19 protein-coding genes are annotated in these 22,587 nt (G+C 39.2%); 9 read left to right on the forward strand and 10 right to left on the reverse strand.

What is annotated here, in order from left to right; all coding sequences use genetic code 11:
• The first annotated feature begins 181 nt into the window (after positions 1 to 181).
• Positions 182 to 3,337, forward strand: coding sequence for a beta-galactosidase, LacZ type (locus tag BM015_RS05425; RefSeq protein WP_218148437.1), 3,156 nt, complete (start codon positions 182 to 184; stop codon positions 3,335 to 3,337).
• 55 nt (positions 3,338 to 3,392) lie between these two features.
• Here the strand turns inward: BM015_RS05425 and BM015_RS05430 are convergent, their stop codons facing one another.
• Both BM015_RS05430 and BM015_RS05440 read right to left on the reverse strand, forming a co-directional pair.
• Entirely contained in the window at positions 3,393 to 4,175 is a 783-nt protein-coding gene (locus tag BM015_RS05430) for an alpha/beta fold hydrolase (protein ID WP_090655651.1), read from the reverse strand.
• A gap of 228 nt (positions 4,176 to 4,403) precedes the next feature.
• The gene (locus tag BM015_RS05440) at positions 4,404 to 5,246 is read right to left on the reverse strand and encodes an N-acetylglucosamine kinase (protein ID WP_090655658.1); all 843 of its coding nucleotides are present in this window, start codon (positions 5,244 to 5,246) and stop codon (positions 4,404 to 4,406) included.
• Between the two features lie 77 nt (positions 5,247 to 5,323).
• Between BM015_RS05440 and BM015_RS05445 the strand changes: the two genes are divergently transcribed.
• Positions 5,324 to 6,940: a S41 family peptidase gene (locus BM015_RS05445; protein ID WP_090655661.1), complete on the forward strand. Its 1,617-nt coding sequence runs from the start codon at positions 5,324 to 5,326 to the stop codon at positions 6,938 to 6,940.
• A gap of 101 nt (positions 6,941 to 7,041) precedes the next feature.
• Here the strand turns inward: BM015_RS05445 and BM015_RS05450 are convergent, their stop codons facing one another.
• Complete coding sequence (locus BM015_RS05450; protein ID WP_090655664.1) at positions 7,042 to 8,904, reverse strand: CocE/NonD family hydrolase; 1,863 nt, start codon at positions 8,902 to 8,904, stop codon at positions 7,042 to 7,044.
• A 214-nt stretch (positions 8,905 to 9,118) separates the two neighbouring features.
• Between BM015_RS05450 and BM015_RS05455 the strand changes: the two genes are divergently transcribed.
• A complete protein-coding gene (locus BM015_RS05455) occupies positions 9,119 to 9,493 on the forward strand; it encodes a Dabb family protein (protein ID WP_090655668.1) in 375 nt (124 codons plus the stop codon).
• Positions 9,494 to 9,569: 76 nt separating this feature from the next.
• On the opposite strand, the gene BM015_RS05460 is transcribed toward BM015_RS05455, so the two are convergent.
• Positions 9,570 to 10,181 (reverse strand): YdeI/OmpD-associated family protein, encoded by a 612-nt coding sequence (locus BM015_RS05460; protein ID WP_090655671.1) that lies wholly within the window; start codon positions 10,179 to 10,181, stop codon positions 9,570 to 9,572.
• Between the two features lie 348 nt (positions 10,182 to 10,529).
• Here BM015_RS05460 and BM015_RS05465 point away from each other — a divergent pair, with 348 nt between their 5' ends.
• Entirely contained in the window at positions 10,530 to 11,687 is a 1,158-nt protein-coding gene (locus tag BM015_RS05465) for a homogentisate 1,2-dioxygenase (RefSeq protein ID WP_090656156.1), read from the forward strand.
• A 69-nt stretch (positions 11,688 to 11,756) separates the two neighbouring features.
• A complete protein-coding gene (locus BM015_RS05470; protein ID WP_090655674.1) occupies positions 11,757 to 12,518 on the forward strand; it encodes a transporter in 762 nt (253 codons plus the stop codon).
• A gap of 44 nt (positions 12,519 to 12,562) precedes the next feature.
• Here the strand turns inward: BM015_RS05470 and lysS are convergent, their stop codons facing one another.
• The 4 genes from lysS to BM015_RS05490 form a co-directional block, all read right to left on the reverse strand.
• A complete protein-coding gene (gene lysS / locus BM015_RS05475) occupies positions 12,563 to 14,092 on the reverse strand; it encodes a lysine--tRNA ligase (RefSeq protein WP_090655677.1) in 1,530 nt (509 codons plus the stop codon).
• A gap of 171 nt (positions 14,093 to 14,263) precedes the next feature.
• Positions 14,264 to 14,854, reverse strand: a complete 591-nt coding sequence (locus tag BM015_RS05480) for a hypothetical protein (protein ID WP_090656159.1) — start codon at positions 14,852 to 14,854, stop codon at positions 14,264 to 14,266.
• Between the two features lie 112 nt (positions 14,855 to 14,966).
• Complete coding sequence (locus tag BM015_RS05485; protein WP_090655681.1) at positions 14,967 to 16,223, reverse strand: DUF2130 domain-containing protein; 1,257 nt, start codon at positions 16,221 to 16,223, stop codon at positions 14,967 to 14,969.
• A gap of 77 nt (positions 16,224 to 16,300) precedes the next feature.
• Positions 16,301 to 16,975 (reverse strand): hypothetical protein, encoded by a 675-nt coding sequence (locus BM015_RS05490; RefSeq protein WP_143075760.1) that lies wholly within the window; start codon positions 16,973 to 16,975, stop codon positions 16,301 to 16,303.
• Positions 16,976 to 17,167: 192 nt separating this feature from the next.
• On the opposite strand from BM015_RS05490, the gene BM015_RS05495 reads away from it, so the two are divergent.
• Positions 17,168 to 17,689, forward strand: coding sequence for a DUF2911 domain-containing protein (locus tag BM015_RS05495; RefSeq protein ID WP_090655687.1), 522 nt, complete (start codon positions 17,168 to 17,170; stop codon positions 17,687 to 17,689).
• Between the two features lie 53 nt (positions 17,690 to 17,742).
• On the opposite strand, the gene BM015_RS05500 is transcribed toward BM015_RS05495, so the two are convergent.
• Positions 17,743 to 18,513 (reverse strand): NIPSNAP family protein, encoded by a 771-nt coding sequence (locus BM015_RS05500; RefSeq protein WP_090655690.1) that lies wholly within the window; start codon positions 18,511 to 18,513, stop codon positions 17,743 to 17,745.
• A 112-nt stretch (positions 18,514 to 18,625) separates the two neighbouring features.
• Here BM015_RS05500 and BM015_RS05505 point away from each other — a divergent pair, with 112 nt between their 5' ends.
• The 3 genes from BM015_RS05505 to BM015_RS05515 all read left to right on the forward strand — a co-directional run bounded on the left by BM015_RS05505 (position 18,626) and on the right by BM015_RS05515 (position 21,034).
• Positions 18,626 to 19,489, forward strand: coding sequence for a carbon-nitrogen hydrolase (locus tag BM015_RS05505; protein WP_090655693.1), 864 nt, complete (start codon positions 18,626 to 18,628; stop codon positions 19,487 to 19,489).
• Between the two features lie 92 nt (positions 19,490 to 19,581).
• On the forward strand, positions 19,582 to 19,935 hold the full coding sequence (locus BM015_RS05510) for a four helix bundle protein (RefSeq protein ID WP_090655695.1): 354 nt from the start codon (positions 19,582 to 19,584) through the stop codon (positions 19,933 to 19,935).
• 16 nt (positions 19,936 to 19,951) lie between these two features.
• On the forward strand, positions 19,952 to 21,034 hold the full coding sequence (locus BM015_RS05515; RefSeq protein WP_090656162.1) for an agmatine deiminase family protein: 1,083 nt from the start codon (positions 19,952 to 19,954) through the stop codon (positions 21,032 to 21,034).
• Positions 21,035 to 21,229: 195 nt separating this feature from the next.
• Here BM015_RS05515 and BM015_RS05520 read toward each other — a convergent pair whose 3' ends face one another.
• The gene (locus BM015_RS05520; RefSeq protein WP_090655699.1) at positions 21,230 to 22,207 is read right to left on the reverse strand and encodes an acetyl-CoA carboxylase carboxyltransferase subunit alpha; all 978 of its coding nucleotides are present in this window, start codon (positions 22,205 to 22,207) and stop codon (positions 21,230 to 21,232) included.
• Positions 22,208 to 22,587 lie beyond the last annotated feature (380 nt).

The following is a 22,587-nucleotide window of genomic DNA, read 5'->3' on the forward strand; positions in this document are numbered from 1 at the left end:
ATAAGCAAGCTAAATAATACCGGGGGTATTGTTAAACGAAAATTATATTCTCCTGAAATAATTTTGATGACACATGTTAAGAGTGCTTTTTAAATAATGGAATATTGTTGCAGGAGTGATGAAAGACTAAAATCATTAAACACAATTATTATACTGATAAAATTAAATGGTAAATAATAAAATGCCTGAAATATTCTCAAAAGCCCCGGTTATACGTTTTAGGATTTGCATGCTGCTTGTATTGCAATTTGCATTGTCTTTTATATGTTCTGCACAGCAGCAAAATAATCCATGGGAAGATGAAATTCTTTTTGAAAAGAATAAAGAAAAACCGCATGCTTCTTTTATGTTGTATGCAAACGAGGCAGATGCGATAAATGATGATTACAGCAATTCTCCGTATTATAAATCTTTAAACGGCACCTGGAAATTTGTATATGCTGCAGACCCGGATACCCGTATAAAAAATTTTTACGAGCCTGGGCTTAACACACAAACATGGAACGATATAAGCGTTCCTTCCAATTGGGAAATGAAAGGTTTTGGCACACCCATCTATACAAATATTATTTATCCGTTTCCTAAAAACCCGCCCTATGTTGGCAGCAATAACCCGGTTGGCACATACAGGCGGGAATTTACGATACCTGATGGATGGGATGGAAGACAGGTGCTGCTGCATTTTGGTTCTATAACAGGGTATGCCGTTGTATATGTAAACGGCCGCGAAGTGGGTGTGAGCTCGGCAGCCAAATCGCCGGCGGAATTCAACATAACACACTATCTTAAAAAAGGCAATAATTTATTGGCTGTGCAGGTATTCAGATGGAGTGCTGCCAGCTATCTTGAAGACCAGGATTTCTGGCGCATAAGCGGTATTGAACGCGATGTGTTTTTATATGCTTTACCAAAACTTTCAGTTTGGGATTTCTTTTTAAAATCAGGGCTTGATAATTTTTACAGGGATGGATCATTCAACAGTTATATAACGCTGAGGAGATTTACCGGCGATACCACAAACTATGGCAGCGTAACACTTGAAATATTCAATAAATCGGGAGACAGGATTTTTTCACAACAGCAAAGTGTAAAACCATTCAATGAAAGTTTAAGGGTTGTGCAGTTTAGTGGCACAATAGCCAATCCTTTAAAGTGGAGTGCTGAAAAACCCAATTTATACAATTGTATCATCACGCTTAAAACAGCCGACAATGTGGTTTCATACACCGGCGCTAAAATTGGTTTCAGGAAAGTAGAAATAAAAAATTCACAGTTGCTTGTAAATGGTGTTCCTGTGGTGGTGCATGGCGTTAACCGTCATGAGCACGATCCTGTAAACGGTCATGTTCCTTCAAAAGAATTGATGATACGGGATATTCAGTTAATGAAGGAATATAACATTAATGCCGTGCGCTGCTCCCATTATCCTAATGATGAGCTATGGTATAAGTTATGTGATGAATATGGTTTGTATGTTGTGAATGAAGCTAACATAGAAGTGCATGGCATGGGCGCAACAGGGCAGAGATCGTTTGACAGCACCGCACACCCGGCATACCTGCCGCAATGGGCGCCTATGTTTATGGACAGGGAAAGGCGTTTGGTGGAACGCGATAAAAATCATCCTTCTGTTATTATATGGTCACTGGGTAATGAATGCGGCAACGGCCCGGTATTTCATGATGCTTATAAATGGATAAAACAAAGGGACGACACGCGGCCCGTTCAGTTTGAACAGGCCGGCGAAGACTGGAATACAGATATTGTTTGCCCCATGTACCCATCTGTTAACCACATGAAAAATTATGCTGCCGACAGCAGCAAAACAAGGCCTTTTATTATGTGTGAATATGCGCATTCAATGGGCAATGGCGATGGCAACTTCAGGGAATATTGGGATATAATTTACAGCAGCAAAAAAATGCAGGGTGGTTTTATATGGGACTGGGTTGACCAGGGTATGCGTGCAAAAGATGCAGCCGGTAAAATTTATTATGCTTATGGCGGCGATTTGGGCGGGTTTGATTTACAGAATGATGAAAATGGTTGCGCTGACGGATTAATTGCATCAGACCGCACTATTCATCCCGGCCTGAATGAAGTGAAAAAAGTTTACCAGGATATTTACTTCAGCGCAAAAAATATTTCGAAAGGCATTATAACAGTAAAGAACCTTTTTGCTTTTACAAATCTTAATGAATATAACTTTAAGTGGCAGCTATATAAAAACGGCGAACAGGTGAAAGAAGGAAATTTGGCTGTTGAATTAAGTCCAAGGCAATATAAAGATGTTACATTACCTCTTCCTCCGATAGACACAACCGGCGATGAATATTTTCTGAATATTACAGCCACTGCAAAAAATGCAACCAGCCTTATTCCTTTAGGACATGTGGTGGCAACAGAACAGTTTAAATTGACCGGTGATTATTTTACCAAAAATTATTCAGGCGCCGGCGATCTGCAGGTTACAAAAGATTCAACAAAACTCAGCTTTCAATCAGGCCTTATATCAGGAGAGTTTGATTTGAAAAGAGGCGTTTTTACCAGCTATAAAAGTTTAAATGTAAAGCTGAACAGCTTGCCAAAGCCTTATTTCTGGCGTGCGCCCACGGATAATGATTTTGGTAACCGCATGCCCGAAAAGCTTGGCATCTGGCGCAATGCGCATGAAAACATTATTGTAAAAAATATTACTGTCGGCAGCCAGGATTCAAACGGCGTAAGCATAAAAGCTGATTATGAACTGGCAGGCATTAATGTGCCATATACAATTGAATATTTTATTCAGAATGATGGCAGTATTAAGGTAACAGCATCTATAGATATGACCGGGCGCAACTTACCTGAGCTGCCACGTTTTGGTATGCGCACAGAACTGCCGGAGCAATATCATTACCTCGATTATTATGGCCGCGGCCCCTGGGAAAATTATAATGACAGGAATGAATCTGCCTTCGTTGGCTTGTACAGTGACAGCGTGGAAAATCAATATACCTATAATTATATAAGGCCGCAGGAGAGTGGTTATAAAACAGATGTACGCTGGTTTGAATTAACAGATGCTAAAGGCAACGGCCTGCATGTTGAAGGTATGCAGCCAATATGTTTCAGCGCTATTAAGCACAGGGATGAAGACCTTGATCCCGGCAATACAAAAAAGCAACAGCATCCTTCTGACCTTCCGCCATACAATGCCATTAATGTTCATATTGATTTAAAACAAAGAGGCGTTGGCGGCCTTAATAGCTGGGGCGCCCTGCCATTTGAACAATACCGGCTGCTTGATAAACAATATACCTACAGTTATATTATTAAACCGGTTGACGGAGAATAATGCTGTAACAATTTTATTGAAAGATTATCGACAGAAATGTCAGTGCAGGTTTGTATTAATCATCCAGGAATTCATTTAATATATCAACAATGTACTGCTGTGTCCATTTGCCATTATCCAGGTATTCCATAGCGCCAATATAAACTCCGTGTTTGCCAGGAAGAATAACGAGTTGCGCGTTAGGCATGATGCGATACATTTCTACGGCATGCTCTACAGTGCCAACATCATTATTACCATTAATAATTAAGGCAGGTGCTGTAATTGACTGTATTTGTTCTTTACCCCAACCCTTAAAGTTTTTCATTCTTTGCACATCTTTATTAAACATGTTCAGCAGGGCCTTTTCATCATTATTTACTTTTAAAAAACCGTCTTTTAATGATGTGGGCATAACATCAATCGTTGCATGATCAAACCCTTCCCAAAATTGGGGCGTTGTTGCGCTGCGGTTATAAAATGCTGAGGCAATAATCATCTTGTCAACTATAGCTGTATGCCTGAGTGCAATTTCAATTAATGTTTGCCCGCCATTACTATAACCCAAAAAATCAGCTTTGGCAATATTTAAATTGTTCAGGAGCATTGCCACATCATCCGCATCCTGCTCAAAGCTCAGGCTGCCTGCACGGTCGCCGGTGCGGCCATGCGCCTGTAAATCCATAGCAATAACCTGCCTGTGTTTTGAAAGCAGTGGAATAATGTTGCTGTAGGTAGTTTGAATGGTTGACCCGCCGCCATGAATTAAAACAATGGGCTTGCCTTCGCCATAAATTTCATAATACATTTTAAGCCCGTTGACTTCAGAATAGCCGCTTTGAAAACTGATCTTACTCATATTAATGTGTTTAGAAGATATCTAACAACAAAGATGATTGCAATGTTTAATTTTTACAGGCAGTACGTACGTCAATTTAGGGGGTATTTACGACGCGGCTCGCACAGGAAGCAGGCATATAGTTTTTATAATTTATACATATTTTATAAAAAAGATTATTGCCAGGCTGCAACAGCACATTTATATTATTTGTTTAGCCGCCGTATAACTGTACCTGCTGCAGCAATATTATTTTGAATGATATTTCACTAATCCATCCATAGGATGCTTCAGCACAATGCCCATTTCCATTTCATAGCTATGGCATAAATTTTTCAGCACGTCTTTAAATCCATGCGAAATACTTCCTGCAAAATGAACGGGGTACAGCCAGCTTTCCGTGTATTTAGAAAGATGTGTAAAAAAGAAATCATTAAGCCCGTCTTCAATAATATTTTCTACCATGTAATGGCCGCGGTTCTCTGCAAGAAACAATGCATAAGAAGCGAGATAACGGTTTGGCTGCGGCTTTGTATAAACGTTCATAATAATTTCATCGGCATTGGTATTATATTTTTCATTGAAAGCAAACATGAGCTCTTCGTCGAACGTGTTATATAAAAAATATTGTATCACCTTTTTACCAAGATAAGCGCCGCTGCCTTCATCGCCTAAAATGTAACCAATGCCCGGGCTGTTCTTTATAATTTTTTTGCCGTTGTAATAGCAGGAATTAGAACCTGTGCCCAATATGCAGCACACGCCTTTTTCATTAAGGCTTAAAGCTCTTGCCGCGCCAAATAAATCTGTCTGTACTTCTACCGTTGTGCCAGGAAAAACTTTTTTCAGCACAGTTTTAATCAGTCTTTTGTTAGCATCATCTTTCAGGCCTGTGCCATAATAAAACACTTCATCAATTACTGCATTTTTAATTTTCGGAACCAATTCTTTTTCTAATAAGAGTTGTATTTGACCGGCGCTCAAAAAATAGGGGCTTATACCGGTTGTAAAAATCTTTTTGCTTTTTCCTTCATTCAGCAGCCTCCACTCACATTTGGTGGAGCCACTGTCTGCAATTAAAACTGTTGCCATATTTACGTTTAACAAGAAACAATTAATACTAATTGCGATATTCGCGCTTTCAATTCAAGATACAAAGAGAAAATCTTATGGCGCGAAAAAAACTGCAGGTTTGGCTTCCACTTATATTTTCAGTTGTTATGATTATTGGTATGATGATAGGTTACCAGCTTCGTGCAAAAACCACAGGCGGCAATTCTTTCCTGCAGAATACTATTTCATCGCCGCTGCAGGAAGTAATAAGCCTTATTAAAAACAAATACGTGGATAATGTAAATATGGACAGCCTTGAAGAGCCTGCTATTACAGGCGTGCTTGAAAGGCTTGACCCGCATTCTGTTTTTATTCCGGCGCAGGACCTGCAGGCTTTGAACGAAGATCTGCAGGGCAATTTCCAGGGCATTGGTATAGAATTTCAAATGATCAGGGATACTGTAAATGTTATGAACGTTATTCCCGATGGCCCTTCATTCAAAGCCGGTATTCAGATTGGCGATAAGATTGTAAGCGTTAATGATACGGTGAATTTAACCGGAAAGGATGTTAGCACAACTGTTATACGCAGGGAGTTAAGAGGCGAGTATGGTTCTGTTGTAACAGTTGGCGTTTTGCGTGACAAGGAATTGAAAAAAATAAAAATTACCCGTGGCATTATTCCTTTGTATTCGCTGGATGCCGCTTATATGTTAGACAGCGCTACCGGCTATATAAAGCTGAACAAATTTGCAGAAACCACTTACCGTGAGTTTATGCAGGCCATGGAAAAATTGCAGGCGCAGCACATGCAGCAACTGGTGCTCGACCTTCGTGAAAACGGCGGCGGCATTATGCAGCAGGCTATTGATATTGCCGATGAATTTCTAAATGAAAATAAATTGATCGTTTATACAAAAGGCGAACATTCTCCAAGGGCCGATTATCGTTGCAGCAAGGATGGTGTTTTTGAAAAAGGAAAGCTGGTGGTATTGGTTGATGAAACTTCTGCATCAGCGAGTGAGATAGTTGCCGGCGCTTTGCAGGATTGGGACAGGGCAACTATTGTGGGCAGAAGAACTTTTGGCAAAGGCCTGGTGCAGCAGCAGTTTAACCTGAGCGACAGGTCGGCGGTGCGCCTTACCGTAGCGCGTTATTATACACCCCTTGGGCGGAATATTCAAAAGCCTTATGATAAAGGCCGCGAACAATACCAGGAAGAATTAATGAACCGTTATCATGATGGCGAACTTGTTGTTGGCGATACATCAAAGCCCAAAGGCCAGGCATATAAAACGCCTTCGGGTCATTTGGTATATGGCGGCGGTGGCATTATGCCCGATATTTTTGTGGCTTATGATACCACTTCGCAGCCAAGGAAAGTAATTGAATTATTTACAAGAGGCACGCTTAGAAATTTTATTTACAACTATTATATAGAACACAGGGCCCAGTTAGAACAGTTTAAATCGCCCGGTGAATTAATGAAGAAATATACGGTGGGTGAAGATGAATGGAAGCTGTTGCAAAATTTTGCTATAAGAGATTCTTTGGATATAAAAAGCTTTGATGCATCTGCTAAAACCTTTGTAATGCAGCAAATGCAGAATTTACTGGCGAGACAAATCTGGCGAAGTGAAGGTTATTATGAATTTGCCAATACAACCGACCCCATGATTAAAAAGGCATTGGAAGTATTGAAGCAAGAGCCATCGCCGGAACTATCTAAGTGAGTTATAAATGATAAACAGGCAAACGAATAGAACGTTCAATCTTCAATAAATAATTTCGAAGATTTTTTATTAAACCTTAACCTCTCAATGAGTGCGTATTATTACTTCACTATTGGTAACACCAGCTTTGAAGCATTGTTTGAATCGTGGTAAACCTTTATATCGCACTTTATGAAATCACTGTCTTTTGCATGATAGATATCAAGAAATTGCTGTGGGTTTCTGTCAACCAAAGGAAACCAGGAGCTTTGTATTTGCACCATTATTTTATGGCCTTTTTTAAACGTGTGCGCCACATCGGGCAGTTCATATTTTACCCGTGTTATTTTACCCGGTACAAATGGTTCAGGCTTTTCAAGGCTATTGCGAAATTTGCCCCGCATAATTTCAGCACGCACAAGCATTTGGTAGCCGTTCATTAAATACGTATCGGTATCGCTGTATTTAAAATCGTCGGGAAAAACATCTATCAGTTTTACAACAAAATCAGCGTCGGTGGTTGAAAGGCTTACCATTAAATCTGCTATAACAGGCCCGGCCAGCGTTACATCTTCTGTTAATGTATTTGTTTCAAAACTCAGCACATCGGTTCTGCGGGATACAAAGCGCTGATCATCGGTCATATATTCCCTTGTGCGATGGCTCAATTCTCCTTCAGCATACGGAACGGGATGCGCCGGATCGCTTATATATTCAGAAAAGCTTTGTTTGGCAGCAGTGGGTTTACTGAATGAAAGCTGTTTGTTATCATCCAAATAAATATCCGTCATTTTAACGCCTGCCGGTGGCCAGTTTGCCAGTTTATGCCATTCGTTTTCGCCGGTGAAAAAAATGGTTGCTTTGTTCAGGCTGTCAACAGAACCTTTCCCTTTTAAATAATAATTGAAGAAAGGGAATTCAATATTTTGCTCATACCATTCTGCTGTATTGCTGCCAAACTGCACATTGCCTAAATTGAACCCTTTTTTACTGGCCCACTGGCCATGATACCACGGGCCTTCCACAATTCTAAGGTTGGTTGAAGGGCTTTGTTTTTCTATGGCTTTAAAAGTTTGCCATGCACCAAAACAATCTTCTGCATCAAACAAACCGCCCACTACCATTACGGCAGGTTTTACGTTATAACAGCCAACCCTTGCATTGCGTGCTTTCCAGAATGCATCGTAAGTTGGATGATTCATTACCGTATCCCAAAACCAAACGCTGTCTGCTTTTGCAACGGCAGTTAAATTAGGTAAAGCGCCGGTCTTCAAATAATAGTCATATTTATTGTTCGTAAAAAACTGCTTTGCTTTCGGCCCCACGGTTGTGGGGTTTGGCCTTGGTTTACCAAAACCTCTGCCAATATAAAATTCATAAGCATCCATGGCAAAGAATGCGCCGTTATGATGAAAATCATCGCCTGCAAACCAATCTGTAACCGGCGCCTGCGGGCTAACTGCTTTTAATGCAGGATGACCGCTTAAAGCCGCTTCTGTTGAATAAAAGCCCGGATAAGAAATGCCCATTACACCAACGTTTCCATTGTTGCCCGGAATATTTTTTATCATCCAGTCAATGGCATCGTACGTATCACTGGCTTCATCAATTTCTTTACCTTTTTTATTGGCATTGAATGGACGAACATTGGCAAAATCGCCTTCGCTCATCCAGCGCCCACGCACATCCTGGGTTACAAATATGTAACCTTCATTTATGTATTGTGTGAAATAACTAAGCCAGTACTTTTTATAGTTACTCTCACCATAAGGCGAACAGGAGTAAGGCGTGCGTGTTAACAGTATCGGGTGCTTTTCAGAACTGTCATTCGGAATATAAAAAGAAGTGAACAGCTTAACACCATCACGCATGGGTATGTAAATTTCTTTCTTGGTATAATGCGTAACAAACCAGGTTGAATCGATTGTTTGAGCGAACAGGTTGCTGCATACAAACAATAAAACAATAAGAATACATTTTTTCATGATACTGATTTAGCGTGATTAAGTATGCATCAAAAATATTGAATATGATGTATTGAAAGCTATTTGCAATGGTTGTTTTGTATCTTGAACATATTTAAGCTTTTGAATAAACTATACGTTTAAAATGAATCTGAGCAACTTCATTAATAGTTCAAAAAGAAACATCAATCAACAAAATTTCATTTAACATTGTTGTCATTTTAATCAATATATCATGAAAAAAATTACATTGCTTGTATTATCCACCATTTTAGTATCAGGTATGTCTATGGCACAATCATCAACAAAAATGCTAAAGCATGTTGTTTTATTTGGATGGAAAGAAGGAGCAGATTCTGCAGCAGTTGATAATGTTGTAAAAGCGTTTGTGGCATTGCCCGGCAAAATAAGTTCTGTTAAAGCTTTTGAATGGGGCACCAACAACAGTCCTGAAAAATTAAACCAGGGATTAACGCATTGCTTTGTACTAAGCTTTAGCAGTGAAGAAGACCGTAATGCCTATCTTACCAATCCCGATCATGTTGCTTTTACCAAAATGCTTCCGCCTGTATTGGATAAAGTAACGGTTTTCGATTACTGGGCGCAGTAAGTTGGGAATTAGTAATGTGGTATTTGGAATTTGGGTAAACCAGTGAACTTTTAAGCTAATCGGAAAGCCTGTTCACCTATTTTTCATATTTCCAGTTGCGGCTTTTGCCTTCAGCAATCCATTCAACAGCCGTTTCTATTCTTTTTAGTTTTGTGGGCTCCGTTTTGGCTTCTATGATCCAGAGAATATAATCTTTTCTTTTACCCGGCGGAAAATTGTCAAACACAGTTTGCGCCTGTTTATTCTTTTTTAAAGCAGCGGCAAAATCAACAGGCATTTCCAAATTAACGGGCGCTGCTTTCTTTGGCTTAGCTATTTTAATATTCTCTTCATTCAGTTTCATGGCTTCTTTTATATAAGCCGTCAATATTTTTTCAGAAGGAATGTTTTTTACTGATGTTATCCTGCCGAAATTTCCCATGCCATCTCTTTCTGAAACCTGCATGATACCTTCCGGATCTTTTAATAACCTTGCTTTCCAAAACATAAATGAACAATGTTCTTTAAACGCAGCCATAGCACACATTGTACTGCCTTTATAATCAAAAAAAGGCATGCCCCATTTTATGGTTTCTTCAACATCAGGGCAGGCTTTATGAACAATTTTTCTTAACTGGTTTAAAACAGGTTTTGCAAAAGCCGCTTTCTTTTCAATGTAAGCATCAATGCGTATATCAATGGCAGGCATATAGAAAATTTATAATCAAATTTATGGAAAGGAGTTGATTGGTTGAGAAGCTGAAAGGTTGAGGAATTGGGAATTTGTAATTGGGAATCGGTAATTAGGGAAAACCCGTGAACTTGTAAACAAGTGAACTGTTATTGAACTAATCATGAATTGAAAACAGCCTGTTTTATTTATACTACATTTGTTATCAGAAAATGATGCATGCCCTTCTTTAGAAATTTTATATACTGGATTGATAAGCGCCGCTGGAAATATTTTTTCCTGCTTGCCTCACTTGAATTATCCTCTCTTTAGACTGCCTCTGTTATTGATAGTTCATCTTATTTGCAATCTTTTAAAAAAACTTTTATGCCTTACTATTATACGCTCGGAAATATTCCGCATAAGCGCCATACACAATTCCGTAAACCCGATGGCGGTTTATATTCAGAACAATTGTTCAGCACAGAAGGATTTAGTAACGACTATGCTTTGCTGTATCACGTGCATCCGCCAACGCGCATTATCCAAACCGATGAAGCCATTGATGTAACGCCAAAAATTGCTGAAGAAAAAATGTTAAAGCACCGCAGTTTTGAAGGCTTTAATATCAAACCTCAAAATGATTTTCTTAAAAGCCGAAAGCCTGTGTTAACAAACAATGATTGTACAATTGTTTTGGCTGCACCGCAAATTGGCACCAAGGATTATTTTTATAAAAATGCAGATGCAGATGAAGTGATTTTTGTGCATGAAGGCGGTGGCTCTGTTTACACGCAATACGGTGAGTTGCCTTTTAGTTATGGCGATTATATTGTTCTACCAAGGGGAACTATTTATCAAATACAATTTACCCATGAGCATAACAGGTTATTTATTGTTGAATCACATCATCCAATACGTTTCCCCAAAAAATATTTAAGCAGGAATGGCCAGTTGATGGAACATTCGCCCTACTGTGAACGCGATATACGCCCGCCGCAAAATTTAAAAACTTATGATGAGCCCGGTGATTTTATTATTAAAACAAAAAAGCAAAACCAATTATACGGCATTCATTATGGCCATCATCCTTTTGATGTAGTGGGATGGGACGGATGTTGTTACCCATTCATTTTTTCCATACATGATTTTGAACCTATAACGGGCCGTGTGCATCAGCCACCGCCGGTGCATGAAACCTTTGAAACGAATGCTTTAGTATTGTGCAGCTTTGTTCCGCGGTTATTTGACTATCATCCTCAAAGCATTCCGGCGCCCTATAATCACAGTAATATAGACAGTGATGAAGTAATTTATTATGTTGATGGTGATTTTATGAGCCGTAAGAATGTTACACGGGGCATGATAACATTACATCCTGCAGGTATTCCCCACGGGCCGCATCCCGGCGCTGTTGAAAAAAGCATCGGCGCAAAGGAAACAAAAGAGCTGGCGGTTATGGTTGATACATTCAGGCCATTAATGCTTACACAGGCTGCGCTTGAAATTGAAAACCCCGGCTATATTATGAGCTGGGCAGAATAATGATGGCTAATAAATAAATTTAGACTTATTTAAAATATTTTTAGATTTGTCTAAATTTATATAAAATATATGCCTAAATATATTTGGCTGGGTATAATTATACTCCTGCTTAGTTACATCAATGTTTTTTCACAGGAAAGGATTGCTGCCGACAGGCCCGATCAAACAGAAACCGCAGCACTTGTTCCCAAAAGTTACTTCCAGGGGGAATTTGGTTTTGGAAAAATAACATTGCATGATAATGATTATACGCTCGTTTATCCAACGGCTTTGCTTAAATACGGCCTCACACAAAATTTTGAATTAAGGCTTGAAGGAAATCTTATTACGGAATATAAGCAACTGATACCGCAACCTAAAACCACTTCAGGGCTTGAGCCTTTGCAAATTGGTTTTAAGACAGCACTTTTTGAGGGTAAAAGTATCATTCCCAAAACTTCACTTATAACACACTTTGCCTTGCCTTTTCTTGCAACAAAGGAATTTAAAGCACAACATATTGCACCTTCTTTTGTGCTTGTGATGGATAATGATATTACCAAAACAACAGATATCGGCTATAATTTCGGGGCAGCATGGGACGGGTTCTCAACCACACCTGAATGGGGTTACACTATTTCTTTTGGTTTCGATATAACCAAAAAGTTTTCAGGTTATACTGAAGCATTTGGCCTTTTTAAAAAGGATGAACCTGCAAAACACAGCATTGATGGTGGTTTGTGTTATTATGTAAGTAACGACGTAAAGCTGGACACATACGCAGGTTTTGGTGTTTCCAAACATGCAGACGATAATTTTTTTGGCATCGGAATTTCATTCAGGTTTAAATAAATCTGAATGAAATTTTTTCAATTAGGTTCAATGAATTTAGCGGCTCAAGCTTCGTCAGGCTTACGCTCAGGCCTCATTTGCGGAAAAAATAAAACATCCTGTATAGAAGGCTGGTTCGTCATCAGCATGCATAAACGATCAATGCCAATGCCAATGCCACTTGTGGGCGGCATGCCATATTCCAGCGCACGCAAAAAATCTTCATCAATATACATAGCTTCATCATCGCCGCGTTCCATTAAACGGCTTTGTTCTTCAAAACGTTCACGCTGATCAACAGGATCATTTAATTCTGTATAAGCATTAGCCAGTTCTTTGCCATTAACCATCAATTCAAATCTTTCAACTAATCCTGGTTTGCTGCGGTGCTTTTTGGTAAGCGGGCTCATTTCAACAGGGTAATCAATAATAAATGTTGGCTGAATGAAATTACCTTCTGCTTTTTCACCAAAAATGGTGTCAACCAGTTTGCCTTTGCCCATACTTTTATCCACTTCAAGATGCAATTGTTTACACACTTCATACAATTGTTCTTCATTCATTTCGCTTACATCAAAACCGGTGTATTCTTTAATGGCATCGTAAATGCTGATGCGTTTAAAAGGCGCTTTAAAACTGATGATGTTATCGCCAACTTTTACTTCTGTTGTGCCATGCAATGCCAAAGCAATTTGTTCAAACAACTGCTCGGTTGTTTCCATCATCCAGAAATAATCTTTGTAAGCCGTGTACCATTCAAGAATGGTGAATTCAGGATTATGCGTTCTGTCCATGCCTTCATTCCTGAAGTCGCGGCTAAATTCATACACCCAGTCAAACCCGCCAACAATCAATCTTTTTAAATATAATTCATTAGCAATGCGCATATACAAAGGAATATCCAATGCATTATGATGTGTAACAAACGGCCTTGCCGCAGCGCCGCCTGGAATTGGTTGCAGCACCGGTGTTTCCACTTCAAACGCGCCACGTTCATTTAAAAAATGACGAATAGTATTAATGAGTTTGGTGCGTTTTACAAATGTGTTTTTTATTTCAGGCTGAACAATAAGGTGCGCATAACGCTGGCGGTAACGGAACTCAGGATCTGTTACTTCATCATATACATTGCCTTCATCGTCGCGTTTTACAACCGGCAATGGTTTCAGTGATTTGGAAAGCAGCGTAAAACTTTTTGCATGAACAGAAATTTCACCTGTTCGCGTTACAAACACAAAACCAGTAACACCGATGATATCACCCAAGTCAATTAAATGTTTTATTACTTCATCAAACAAGGTTTTGTTTTCGCCGGGGCAAACGTCGTCTTTGCGCACATACAATTGAATAATGCCTTTGCTGTCCTGTATCTTAATAAAAAATACCTTGCCTTTATCGTTAATGCTCATTATCCTGCCGGCAATGCATACATCAGCAAACTGTTCTTTTGTTTCTTCTGTAAAAGCATTTTTTATATCGGTAGAATAATGTGTTACAGGATAAAGCGGTGCAGGGTAGGGGTTAATGCCCAACGCTTCAAGTTTTTCTAATTTATTTCTGCGGATAATTTCCTGTTCAGACAATTGCGCACTCATTGATATATGATTTCTGAATTTATTATTTATGATAAGCGGTTACTTAACCGGGCGGCAAATATAAGCCAACAAAAATGTATTACTTATTGCAGAATGAATCGCCTTTCCTGATTACAGCCAATAAAAAATCCCGTTGGTAACGGGATTTTTCTTATTCGTTTAAGATAATGTTTACATACCCTCCTGTGATTTAACCTTATTCACGGTACCTTTTCCGGGCAGGTAAATCTGGAACCCGAAATTGAGGCTTAAATTGTTCTGATAAGTTTGATTACCAAATCCAACCAATCCATTATATTTTAATAAAGTTTCTAACCCAATATTTGGTGTGATAAAATAAGCATACCCGGGACCAAACCCTAAACCTAAGCCATTGGTATTTCCACCGCCCTTTGATACATTTCTGCCTTCAATTCCTACATTGGCTTCACCAAACCAGCGGCCATGTTTTAAAAGATTCAGGTTTGGCTTATTTACATAATACCTGCCCATAGGCCCTATGCCATAAGTTGTAACGGTGGCCGAAGCATCGTTTTGTTTACTTATACCAAGTGTTGCATAACCGCCTATTGCGATATTATCATTTATAAACCACGCGCCTTTAGGAGACAGGTTTATATCAAACCCCGCATTTTTATTGAGGCCAAGATCAAACTTTGCCAAATCTGTACCCACTAAAACATTTCCTTTTTCGAGCTGGGCATGAATCTTTTGAGTACAAAGCAGCGATAAAATGGTTAATACTGCCAAAGTCTTTTTCATAAAATAATTTTTTGTTTTCAATTTTTATTTTGTTTGTAGTCTTTGCACCCACATTCAGAAATATCATGCCAACTACTTCCAAATCAAAATAAATATTTGAAAAAGTGTAATATCAAATTAACAGATTACCATTATCATCATCTTCCAGGAGATTGAGGTTTATGGCATCGCTGCCGGCAATACCTTCAACGGAGCCTTTTATATGCGCCGCATTCAGCAATACTTTCTCAAGCTGTTTTTCCCTTACTTTCCATAATTTCTCCATAGCATCGCGTTCTTTCTGTATGCTTAATTTCATGTTTAAAAAGCCTTCACGAATGGCATTCCATTGTTCACTAAATTCATGGCTGGTTAAATAATTATACAGCATGTGCATTTTATCGCCTTTATTTTCCTGGCTTTTGGTAAGCTGAAAAACTTTTAAAATACTGGTACGTAAAACAGAGGCAAGGCTTCTTACTTCAGTAAAAGTGCACACATATACACCATCTTTTTCCCCAAAACGTTCCATGTCTTTTGGCAAAGTTTGGGTAACAATTACCGCAATATCTGCGCCCTGGCTGCGCATATCAGCTTTTAATTTGTCAATCCAGTCGGCGCCAAAGCTTGCAGTGCGCTTACTTTCATAAATAATTTTGCCACATTCATTACCAAACGGGTTGCAAACAACCTGTATGCAATCCGCGCCGCGAACACCTTTTCCAACCGGTAAAATTTTATCATGCGGAAATGTATTATGCAAAATATTTTCGAGCAACAGTTCCTGCACTTCTCCCTGCAGTTGCATGCTGCCCTGTTCTGCCTTGCGCTTCATTTCCTCCGCCAGCTTTTTCTGATCTTCAAGCTGCTTTTCTTTTTCGGCAAGCTTTAATTTATAATCATTCTCTAACTGTTCTTTTTTCTGATCTTCAATCTTTCTTATCTCAATAGCCAGCAGTTCTCTTTCTTCAATTAATTTTTTCTGAACATTCAATTCAAGCTCTTCTTCTTTAAGTTTTAACTGCTTCTCTTTTTGCATGTATTCAAGCTCTTTGCGACGGGCATCTTTCAGTTTCTCTTCATTTTCTGCAACAGATTGCTGCAATATTTTCATTTGATTTTCATAATCCGCGTTTAAAGATTTTCTGAGAGATTGCTCAAGATCAGCCTGCAACTTTTTCTTTTCATCTGCAAGTCGCTTATTCATCTCATCGTCCTTTGCCGATAATTGTTTCTGAAATTCCGATTCTTTTTTCCTGAAATCTTCTTCTTTCTTTAATTGCCAGTCCTTCATTTTAGACCTCAGCTCATTTTCAATTTGTTCCCTTATTATATTATTAGGCTCAAATTCATGTCCGCACGAAGGGCAGGTTAACATTGTTATTGCCATATACAAATCAATTATGGCATAAAGATAATGCTAAGAAATTTGGTATATGCTAATTGATGAAGGCCGGCTGAGGCGAATTATTTAATGGTAAAGCTGTTAATGTCTGTATTAGTAGCGGGGCCTGCAGGCAATACTTGTTTCGAAACATTTTTTATAACCCCTACGCCTTTCGCAACATAATAGTCCTGTTTATACACAACGATATAAAAAAATGTAATGGGTTTTCGTATTTCAACATAGCTATGGATAACATTATTGTAGGTTTTGCCATTTACTTTAAGGGTAATATCTTTCTGAAGAATTTTTCCATAGCATTTTAATTTAATGCCATTGGCAGAACCTGCTTTTTGCTGCCATGTTTTGCCAACAGCCAGGTTATCATCCAAAAACAAAATTTCAAGATCTAAGGCATCGGCATCACCGGTATCTTCCTTTGTGTATATGTAATATTTATGTGAAGTCTGGTTATAATAAATTGTATCATTTTTTTTATCCTTATAGGTATTAACAGCCGTATAAGATTTGCCGTTAAAAGTTTTTTTCCGGTTAAGCACTGTGAGTTTGGATTGATCGGCAACACCGCCTGTTGTATTTGTATATGACCAGATGGTGCCTGCTGTAAGAGGAAGATAAGTGTCTGTTGTTGCGGTTGCATTGCTTATTTCATTATCTGCAGCTACAACAGGTTTTGTATTTATTTCTTTGGAACATCCTGCAATAAGGATAGAAGCAGCTAGTAAAAATTTTCTCATGAGTACGGTTTTTTTAGTGTCCCGCAGACAGCCAAAATCAGGCCAGCTTAAAAACTGTAAGAAACTTTTTATGCAGAAAAGGTTATTGAAACCTGCCATTTAGAATAAAATTTTACCAGGCTATCATCTTTTCTTTTATTTCACATGTTTTTGCTTAATTTTTGCTGATAAATTCTCACTAAAAACATCAATATGAAAAAACTGTTATCGCTTGCCTTAGTTTCAGGCATACTACTTATGGGTGCAAACGCCAAAGCACAGGATAAAAAACCACCTGCCAGTCCGCCCGCAACTGCTTCCGCCACCACATCCAACGGTGTTGAAATTAAAATCAATTATAGCCAGCCTTCCGTTAAGGGCAGGGAAATTGGTAAAGAAGTAGAACCTATGCAGGGCAAGGTTTGGCGAACTGGCGCCAATGATGCTACCGTGTTTGAAATAAATAAAGACGTTACTATTAATGGCAAGAATTTGCCGGCAGGTAAATACGGCCTTTTTTCAATATGGAACGGCGATACCTGGACGATTATCTTTAATAAAACATGGAAACAATGGGGCGCTTTTAACTACAAAGATGCCGATGATATTTTACGGGTAGATGTTCCGAATGTTGCGCAGCAAACACCTTCTGAGAAAATGACCTTTACCGTTGGTACAGATGGGAAGGTTTCATTAGCGTGGGGAAATGTTGGTTTTAGTTTTACGGTGCAATAGTTTAGCCCGAAATGAAATAAAAAAACTGCCGGCTTTAAACCGGCAGTTTTTTATTAGTAATCAGAATAAGAAGCAGCATGCATTAAAATAATATCAGCCTTAGATACATTGTTTTTATATTCTTCCAGTGTGGTTAATTTTTTCCATTCCGCATTATCCCGGAAGCTTTCCCAGTGTGCATCCCTGTCAGCCATATTTTCATAACTGGTTAAATACATTAAGTTGGGCATGCGGCTGCCTGTAATTACATCGCCATAAAATATAGCATTAGCATTTATATTCTTAAATATGGTAACCTCGCCACCCTGGTTAAACATTTTCACCTTGCTTTTATGATAGTTTTCAGTTGGGCTTTCATAGCTCCTCAGTTCATAAATATGTTCTGCCTTTGGCGATTTGAGATTGGGTAATGTTAATTGCTGCGCCATAGGAAATGCTGTAAGCATTATTGTTTCCATTCGTTTATAAGGCGGGTTTTTATAATCTGCATTTAAATAAGAAGCGGCTGCCGTTTTATAAAGATTATCAGTCATTAAACGGGCCGGTAAGTTCACAAACTCATCAAAAGATTTATAGGGAACAATTACATAAATAATCTTGTCGGCAACCGTGTCATTTGCTATCGGTTTAAATACGCCCACGTTTTTTATAGCCTTTCGGTGAAGCGCCGGCAGGTATGCCGTTTGCAGGTAAGTATCTAATGCCGTTTCCTGCGAAGCATCGGTAAAATGATATACAGTTATTGCGTAAATATCACCGGCAAAACTTTGGAATGAAAATGCAACGCAGAAAAACGCTGCAAAAAATGTAATCCTTTTTTTCATGCTGTTAATTTAGGCAGCTAAGTTAAACCGCATATATTAAATATAACGTTCACATTATGTTGAACCTATTAATCTTTTTGAATAACTATTTTTGCAACTTAAATTTTTTCACATGATAAAAGTGGCTGGCATACAAATGAGCTGTACGGCAGACAAACAGGCTAACCTTGAAAAAATGACAGGAAAAATAAGAGAAGCGGCGGCGAAAGGTGCGCAGGTTATTTGTTCGCAGGAATTATTCACTTCACTGTATTTCTGCGATGAGGAGAATTACGATAATTTCAAACTGGCGGAAGCCATTCCCGGCGAAACCACTGATGCGCTTTGTGTACTGGCGAAAGAACTGAATGTGGTAATTATTGCTTCGCTGTTTGAAAAAAGGGCTCAGGGTATTTATCACAATACGACAGCGGTTATTGATGCAGATGGAACTTATCTTGGCAAATACCGCAAAATGCATATTCCCGATGACCCTGCTTATTACGAGAAATTTTATTTCACGCCGGGTGATTTAGGCTACAAGGTTTGGAAAACAAAATACGGCACTTTTGGCGTATTGATATGCTGGGATCAATGGTACCCAGAAGCAGCCCGCATAACATCGTTAATGGGCGCTGAAATTTTATTTTATCCAACTGCCATTGGCTGGGCCACAGACCAGGATGGAGCAACCAATGATGAACAATATAATGCATGGCAAACTATTCAGCGCAGCCATGCGGTTGCAAATGGCGTGCACGTGGTAAGCGTGAACAGGGTAGGGCTGGAGCAGGATGGAAGAATGAAATTCTGGGGCGGTTCATTTGTTTCAAATCCGTTTGGCAATCTCATTTATAAAGCTTCGCATGAAGATGAAGAAGTGTTTGTGGTGGATATTGATACAAAGAAAACTGATCAGTACAGAACGCATTGGCCTTTTATGCGGGACAGACGGATTGATTCTTACGAACAGATAACGAAAAGGTTTATTGATTAGAGTCTGGAAGTTGGAAAAGTCCGAAAGTCCGGAAGAATGTTCGTGAAATTATAAAGTACTTTTAATAATCTAACCCTTAAATAAAAAATGCTATGCCGTTTAAATTCGAGAAGCTTATTGTTTGGCAAAAAGCTTTAGACCTGGCAACGATTGTTGATGAGACATCGAAAAAGTTTCCAAGAGAAGAGTTGTATGTTCTGGCTTCTCAAATTAAAAGGGCTGCTGATTCCATTTCATTAAATATTGCTGAAGGTTCAACCGGTCAGTTAAATGCAGAGTTTAAACGGTTCCTTGGTATAGCATTACGGTCAGATATTGAAGTAGTTGGTTGTATTTATTTAGCTAAACGAAGGAATATTATTAATGAAGAGGATTTTAATAAAATTTATAAATCCTGCGAAGAAATTTTAGTAATGATTAATGCACTAAGAAATTCACTTGGATAAATTCAATAATAAACGTATGTCTAAAAGTCTTTCTGACTTACCGTCTTCCGGTCTTCCGAACTCCCGTACTCCCCGCCAAATCGGCCTTCACTTTCCCGCCGAATTTGGCCCGCAGGAAGCTATGTGGCTGAGCTGGCCGCATAAAGAAGCTTCATGGCCGGGAAAAATTGAAACAATTTACAAACCCTATTCACAATTTATAAAAGCGGTTTCGGCAGGGCAGAAGGTGTGCATTAATGTAGTGGATGAAGAAATGAAAACTTTTGCTGAGCAGGTATTATTAAAGGAAGACGTAAACCTGCAGCAGGTGAAGTTTTTTCTGCACCCGACAAACGATGCCTGGTGCCGTGACCATGGCCCCGCATTTGTGGTAAATACAGAGAAGAAAGAAAAAGCTATTGTTGACTGGGGTTATAACGCCTGGGGCAATAAATATCCTCCTTATGATCTTGATGATGTAATACCTACTTTAATTGCAAGAGCGTTGAAATTACCCGTGTTTTATCCGGGTATTGTAATGGAAGGCGGGTCGGTTGAATTTAATGGTAAAGGAACATTGCTTACTTCAACAGCCTGCCTGTTAAACCCAAACAGGAACCCGCAATTAAACCAGCAGCAGATAGAAAATTATTTGCGCGAATATTATGGTGTGGAACAAATTCTTTGGGTGGACGAAGGCATTGTTGGCGATGATACTGACGGCCATATTGATGATACCGTTCGGTTTGTGAATGAGGACACGGTGATTACTGTAGTAGAAGAAAATAAATCTGATGAGAATTATGAACTGCTGCAGCATAATTTGAAACAGCTCAAAGCCATGCGGTTGCTAAATGGCAGGCAGCTAAATATAGTTGAACTGCCTATGCCTGATGCTGTGATTTATGAAGACCAGCGCCTGCCTGCATCCTATGCCAATTTTTATATAGGAAATGATGTTGTGGTTGTACCTGTTTTTGCATGCGATAAAGATGAAAAAGCATTAGAGATTATTCAACAGCAATTTCCAACGAGAAAGGTGGTTGGAATAAATTCAGTTGATATTATTTGGGGGTTAGGCAGCTTTCATTGTTTAAGCCAGCAGGAACCGGCTGTGTAAAGCTATTTGTAGTACTGGCATACCGCTAAATCTATATTGCCTGACTGCAATTCACCCGCTGAATGGCTGCGGGATGGAGCGAATATCCCGCTGAAGATTTGGGCGATAGCTATGTGGCGGAATAGCAGCGACAGCCCGGGCTGCAGTTGCCAACTTTCATGCTGCTGACAGCCCCAATGAAAGCATTGAAAAATTTTATCCTATTTCCTGCCAATGCCCCATTTTGCCAAACTTTTCAATACGTAGCTGAGTGCGGCGCTCAGGCGTTAAATCCCTTACTTCGTTGAGTGCTTTTTTAATATGGTCTTTTAGTATGGATGCAGATAAATCGTAATCCCAATGAGCGCCACCATCCGGCTCGGGCACTATATCATCAACCAAATCAAAACCCTTCATATCTGTGGCTGTAAGTTTTAATTGCTCGGCCGCCACTTCTTTTTTCTCCCAGCTTCTCCATAAAATAGTGCTGCAGTTTTCAGGGGAAATAACGGTGTACCAGGCATTTTCCATCATTAAAATGCGGTCGCCCACGCCAATACCCAAAGCGCCGCCACTGGCGCCCTCGCCAATAATACAGCAGATGATAGGAACCCGCAGGCGTATCATTTCGTAAATGTTACGTGCAATGGCTTCGCCCTGGCCGCGCTCTTCAGCTTCCATACCGGGATAAGCGCCGGGCGTATCAATTAAAGTAATAACAGGTTTATTAAATTTTTCGGCGATTCTCATTAAGCGCAGCGCCTTGCGATAACCTTCCGGGTTTGCCATACCAAAATTGCGCAATTGGCGGGTTTTGGTATTTATGCCTTTTTGCTGGCCTATAACCATTACCGTTTCGCCATCAAGTTCGCCCAGGCCGCCTACCATAGCTTTATCATCTCTTACATTACGGTCGCCATGTATCTCGATAAAATTGGTAAGCATTTTATCAATATATTTCATGGTATAGGGCCTATCCGGATGACGGCTTAACTGAACGCGCTGCCAGGGTGTAAGATGTGCTGTAATATTTTTTCTTCTTTCAAAAACCGAATTCTCTAATTGCTCGATGGTTTGAGAATAATCTATTTTGGAATTTTTTTCTGCAAGTTTTTTTGTTTGATCAATTTGCTCATATAGTTCTTTAATCGGCTGTTCAAAATCCAGGAACTGCCTGTTGGGATACTGCGGCATATTGTTAAATTGTTGGGCGGTAAAAGTAAGAGAGAATTTTTAAATCAACTGATGTTTAAAATAGTATTCCAATAAGAAGGAGTGAAATATGGGCGCTATTTTTTATAGAATGTCAAAGTAATACTTTCAATTAAACCTGTTTGTAAAAATAATGGGTACGCCGTAATGGTACCAGCATTATTTTTATTCAGTATCGTAAAATTTGATTAATACGGGAATTTATATTCATCAATCATGTTGGAACAGAAAAATATAACCGTGTTAGTTCTACATTGTCTGAACAATATGGAAACGTTGCCAGCGTCAATTATCGAATAATTTTTCCGAAAATTCTGTTGTGTCTCTTTTCGCTGATATTTCCTATCAAGAGGGATATTGAA

It is taken from the genome of Parafilimonas terrae, assembly GCF_900115755.1.
Lineage (GTDB): Bacteria > Bacteroidota > Bacteroidia > Chitinophagales > Chitinophagaceae > Parafilimonas > Parafilimonas terrae.

Bases quoted from the DNA above. Each gene is read 5' to 3' on its own strand.
- BM015_RS05425 (WP_218148437.1), top strand. From the start codon at position 182: ATGCCTGAAATATTCTCAAAAGCCCCGGTTATACGTTTTAGGATTTGC.
- BM015_RS05430 (WP_090655651.1), bottom strand. From the start codon at position 4,175: ATGAGTAAGATCAGTTTTCAAAGCGGCTATTCTGAAGTCAACGGGCTT.
- BM015_RS05440 (WP_090655658.1), bottom strand. From the start codon at position 5,246: ATGGCAACAGTTTTAATTGCAGACAGTGGCTCCACCAAATGTGAGTGG.
- BM015_RS05445 (WP_090655661.1), top strand. From the start codon at position 5,324: ATGGCGCGAAAAAAACTGCAGGTTTGGCTTCCACTTATATTTTCAGTT.
- BM015_RS05450 (WP_090655664.1), bottom strand. From the start codon at position 8,904: ATGAAAAAATGTATTCTTATTGTTTTATTGTTTGTATGCAGCAACCTG.
- BM015_RS05455 (WP_090655668.1), top strand. From the start codon at position 9,119: ATGAAAAAAATTACATTGCTTGTATTATCCACCATTTTAGTATCAGGT.
- BM015_RS05460 (WP_090655671.1), bottom strand. From the start codon at position 10,181: ATGCCTGCCATTGATATACGCATTGATGCTTACATTGAAAAGAAAGCG.
- BM015_RS05465 (WP_090656156.1), top strand. From the start codon at position 10,530: ATGCCTTACTATTATACGCTCGGAAATATTCCGCATAAGCGCCATACA.
- BM015_RS05470 (WP_090655674.1), top strand. From the start codon at position 11,757: ATGCCTAAATATATTTGGCTGGGTATAATTATACTCCTGCTTAGTTAC.
- lysS (WP_090655677.1), bottom strand. From the start codon at position 14,092: ATGAGTGCGCAATTGTCTGAACAGGAAATTATCCGCAGAAATAAATTA.
- BM015_RS05480 (WP_090656159.1), bottom strand. From the start codon at position 14,854: ATGAAAAAGACTTTGGCAGTATTAACCATTTTATCGCTGCTTTGTACT.
- BM015_RS05485 (WP_090655681.1), bottom strand. From the start codon at position 16,223: ATGGCAATAACAATGTTAACCTGCCCTTCGTGCGGACATGAATTTGAG.
- BM015_RS05490 (WP_143075760.1), bottom strand. From the start codon at position 16,975: ATGAGAAAATTTTTACTAGCTGCTTCTATCCTTATTGCAGGATGTTCC.
- BM015_RS05495 (WP_090655687.1), top strand. From the start codon at position 17,168: ATGAAAAAACTGTTATCGCTTGCCTTAGTTTCAGGCATACTACTTATG.
- BM015_RS05500 (WP_090655690.1), bottom strand. From the start codon at position 18,513: ATGAAAAAAAGGATTACATTTTTTGCAGCGTTTTTCTGCGTTGCATTT.
- BM015_RS05505 (WP_090655693.1), top strand. From the start codon at position 18,626: ATGATAAAAGTGGCTGGCATACAAATGAGCTGTACGGCAGACAAACAG.
- BM015_RS05510 (WP_090655695.1), top strand. From the start codon at position 19,582: ATGCCGTTTAAATTCGAGAAGCTTATTGTTTGGCAAAAAGCTTTAGAC.
- BM015_RS05515 (WP_090656162.1), top strand. From the start codon at position 19,952: ATGTCTAAAAGTCTTTCTGACTTACCGTCTTCCGGTCTTCCGAACTCC.
- BM015_RS05520 (WP_090655699.1), bottom strand. From the start codon at position 22,207: ATGCCGCAGTATCCCAACAGGCAGTTCCTGGATTTTGAACAGCCGATT.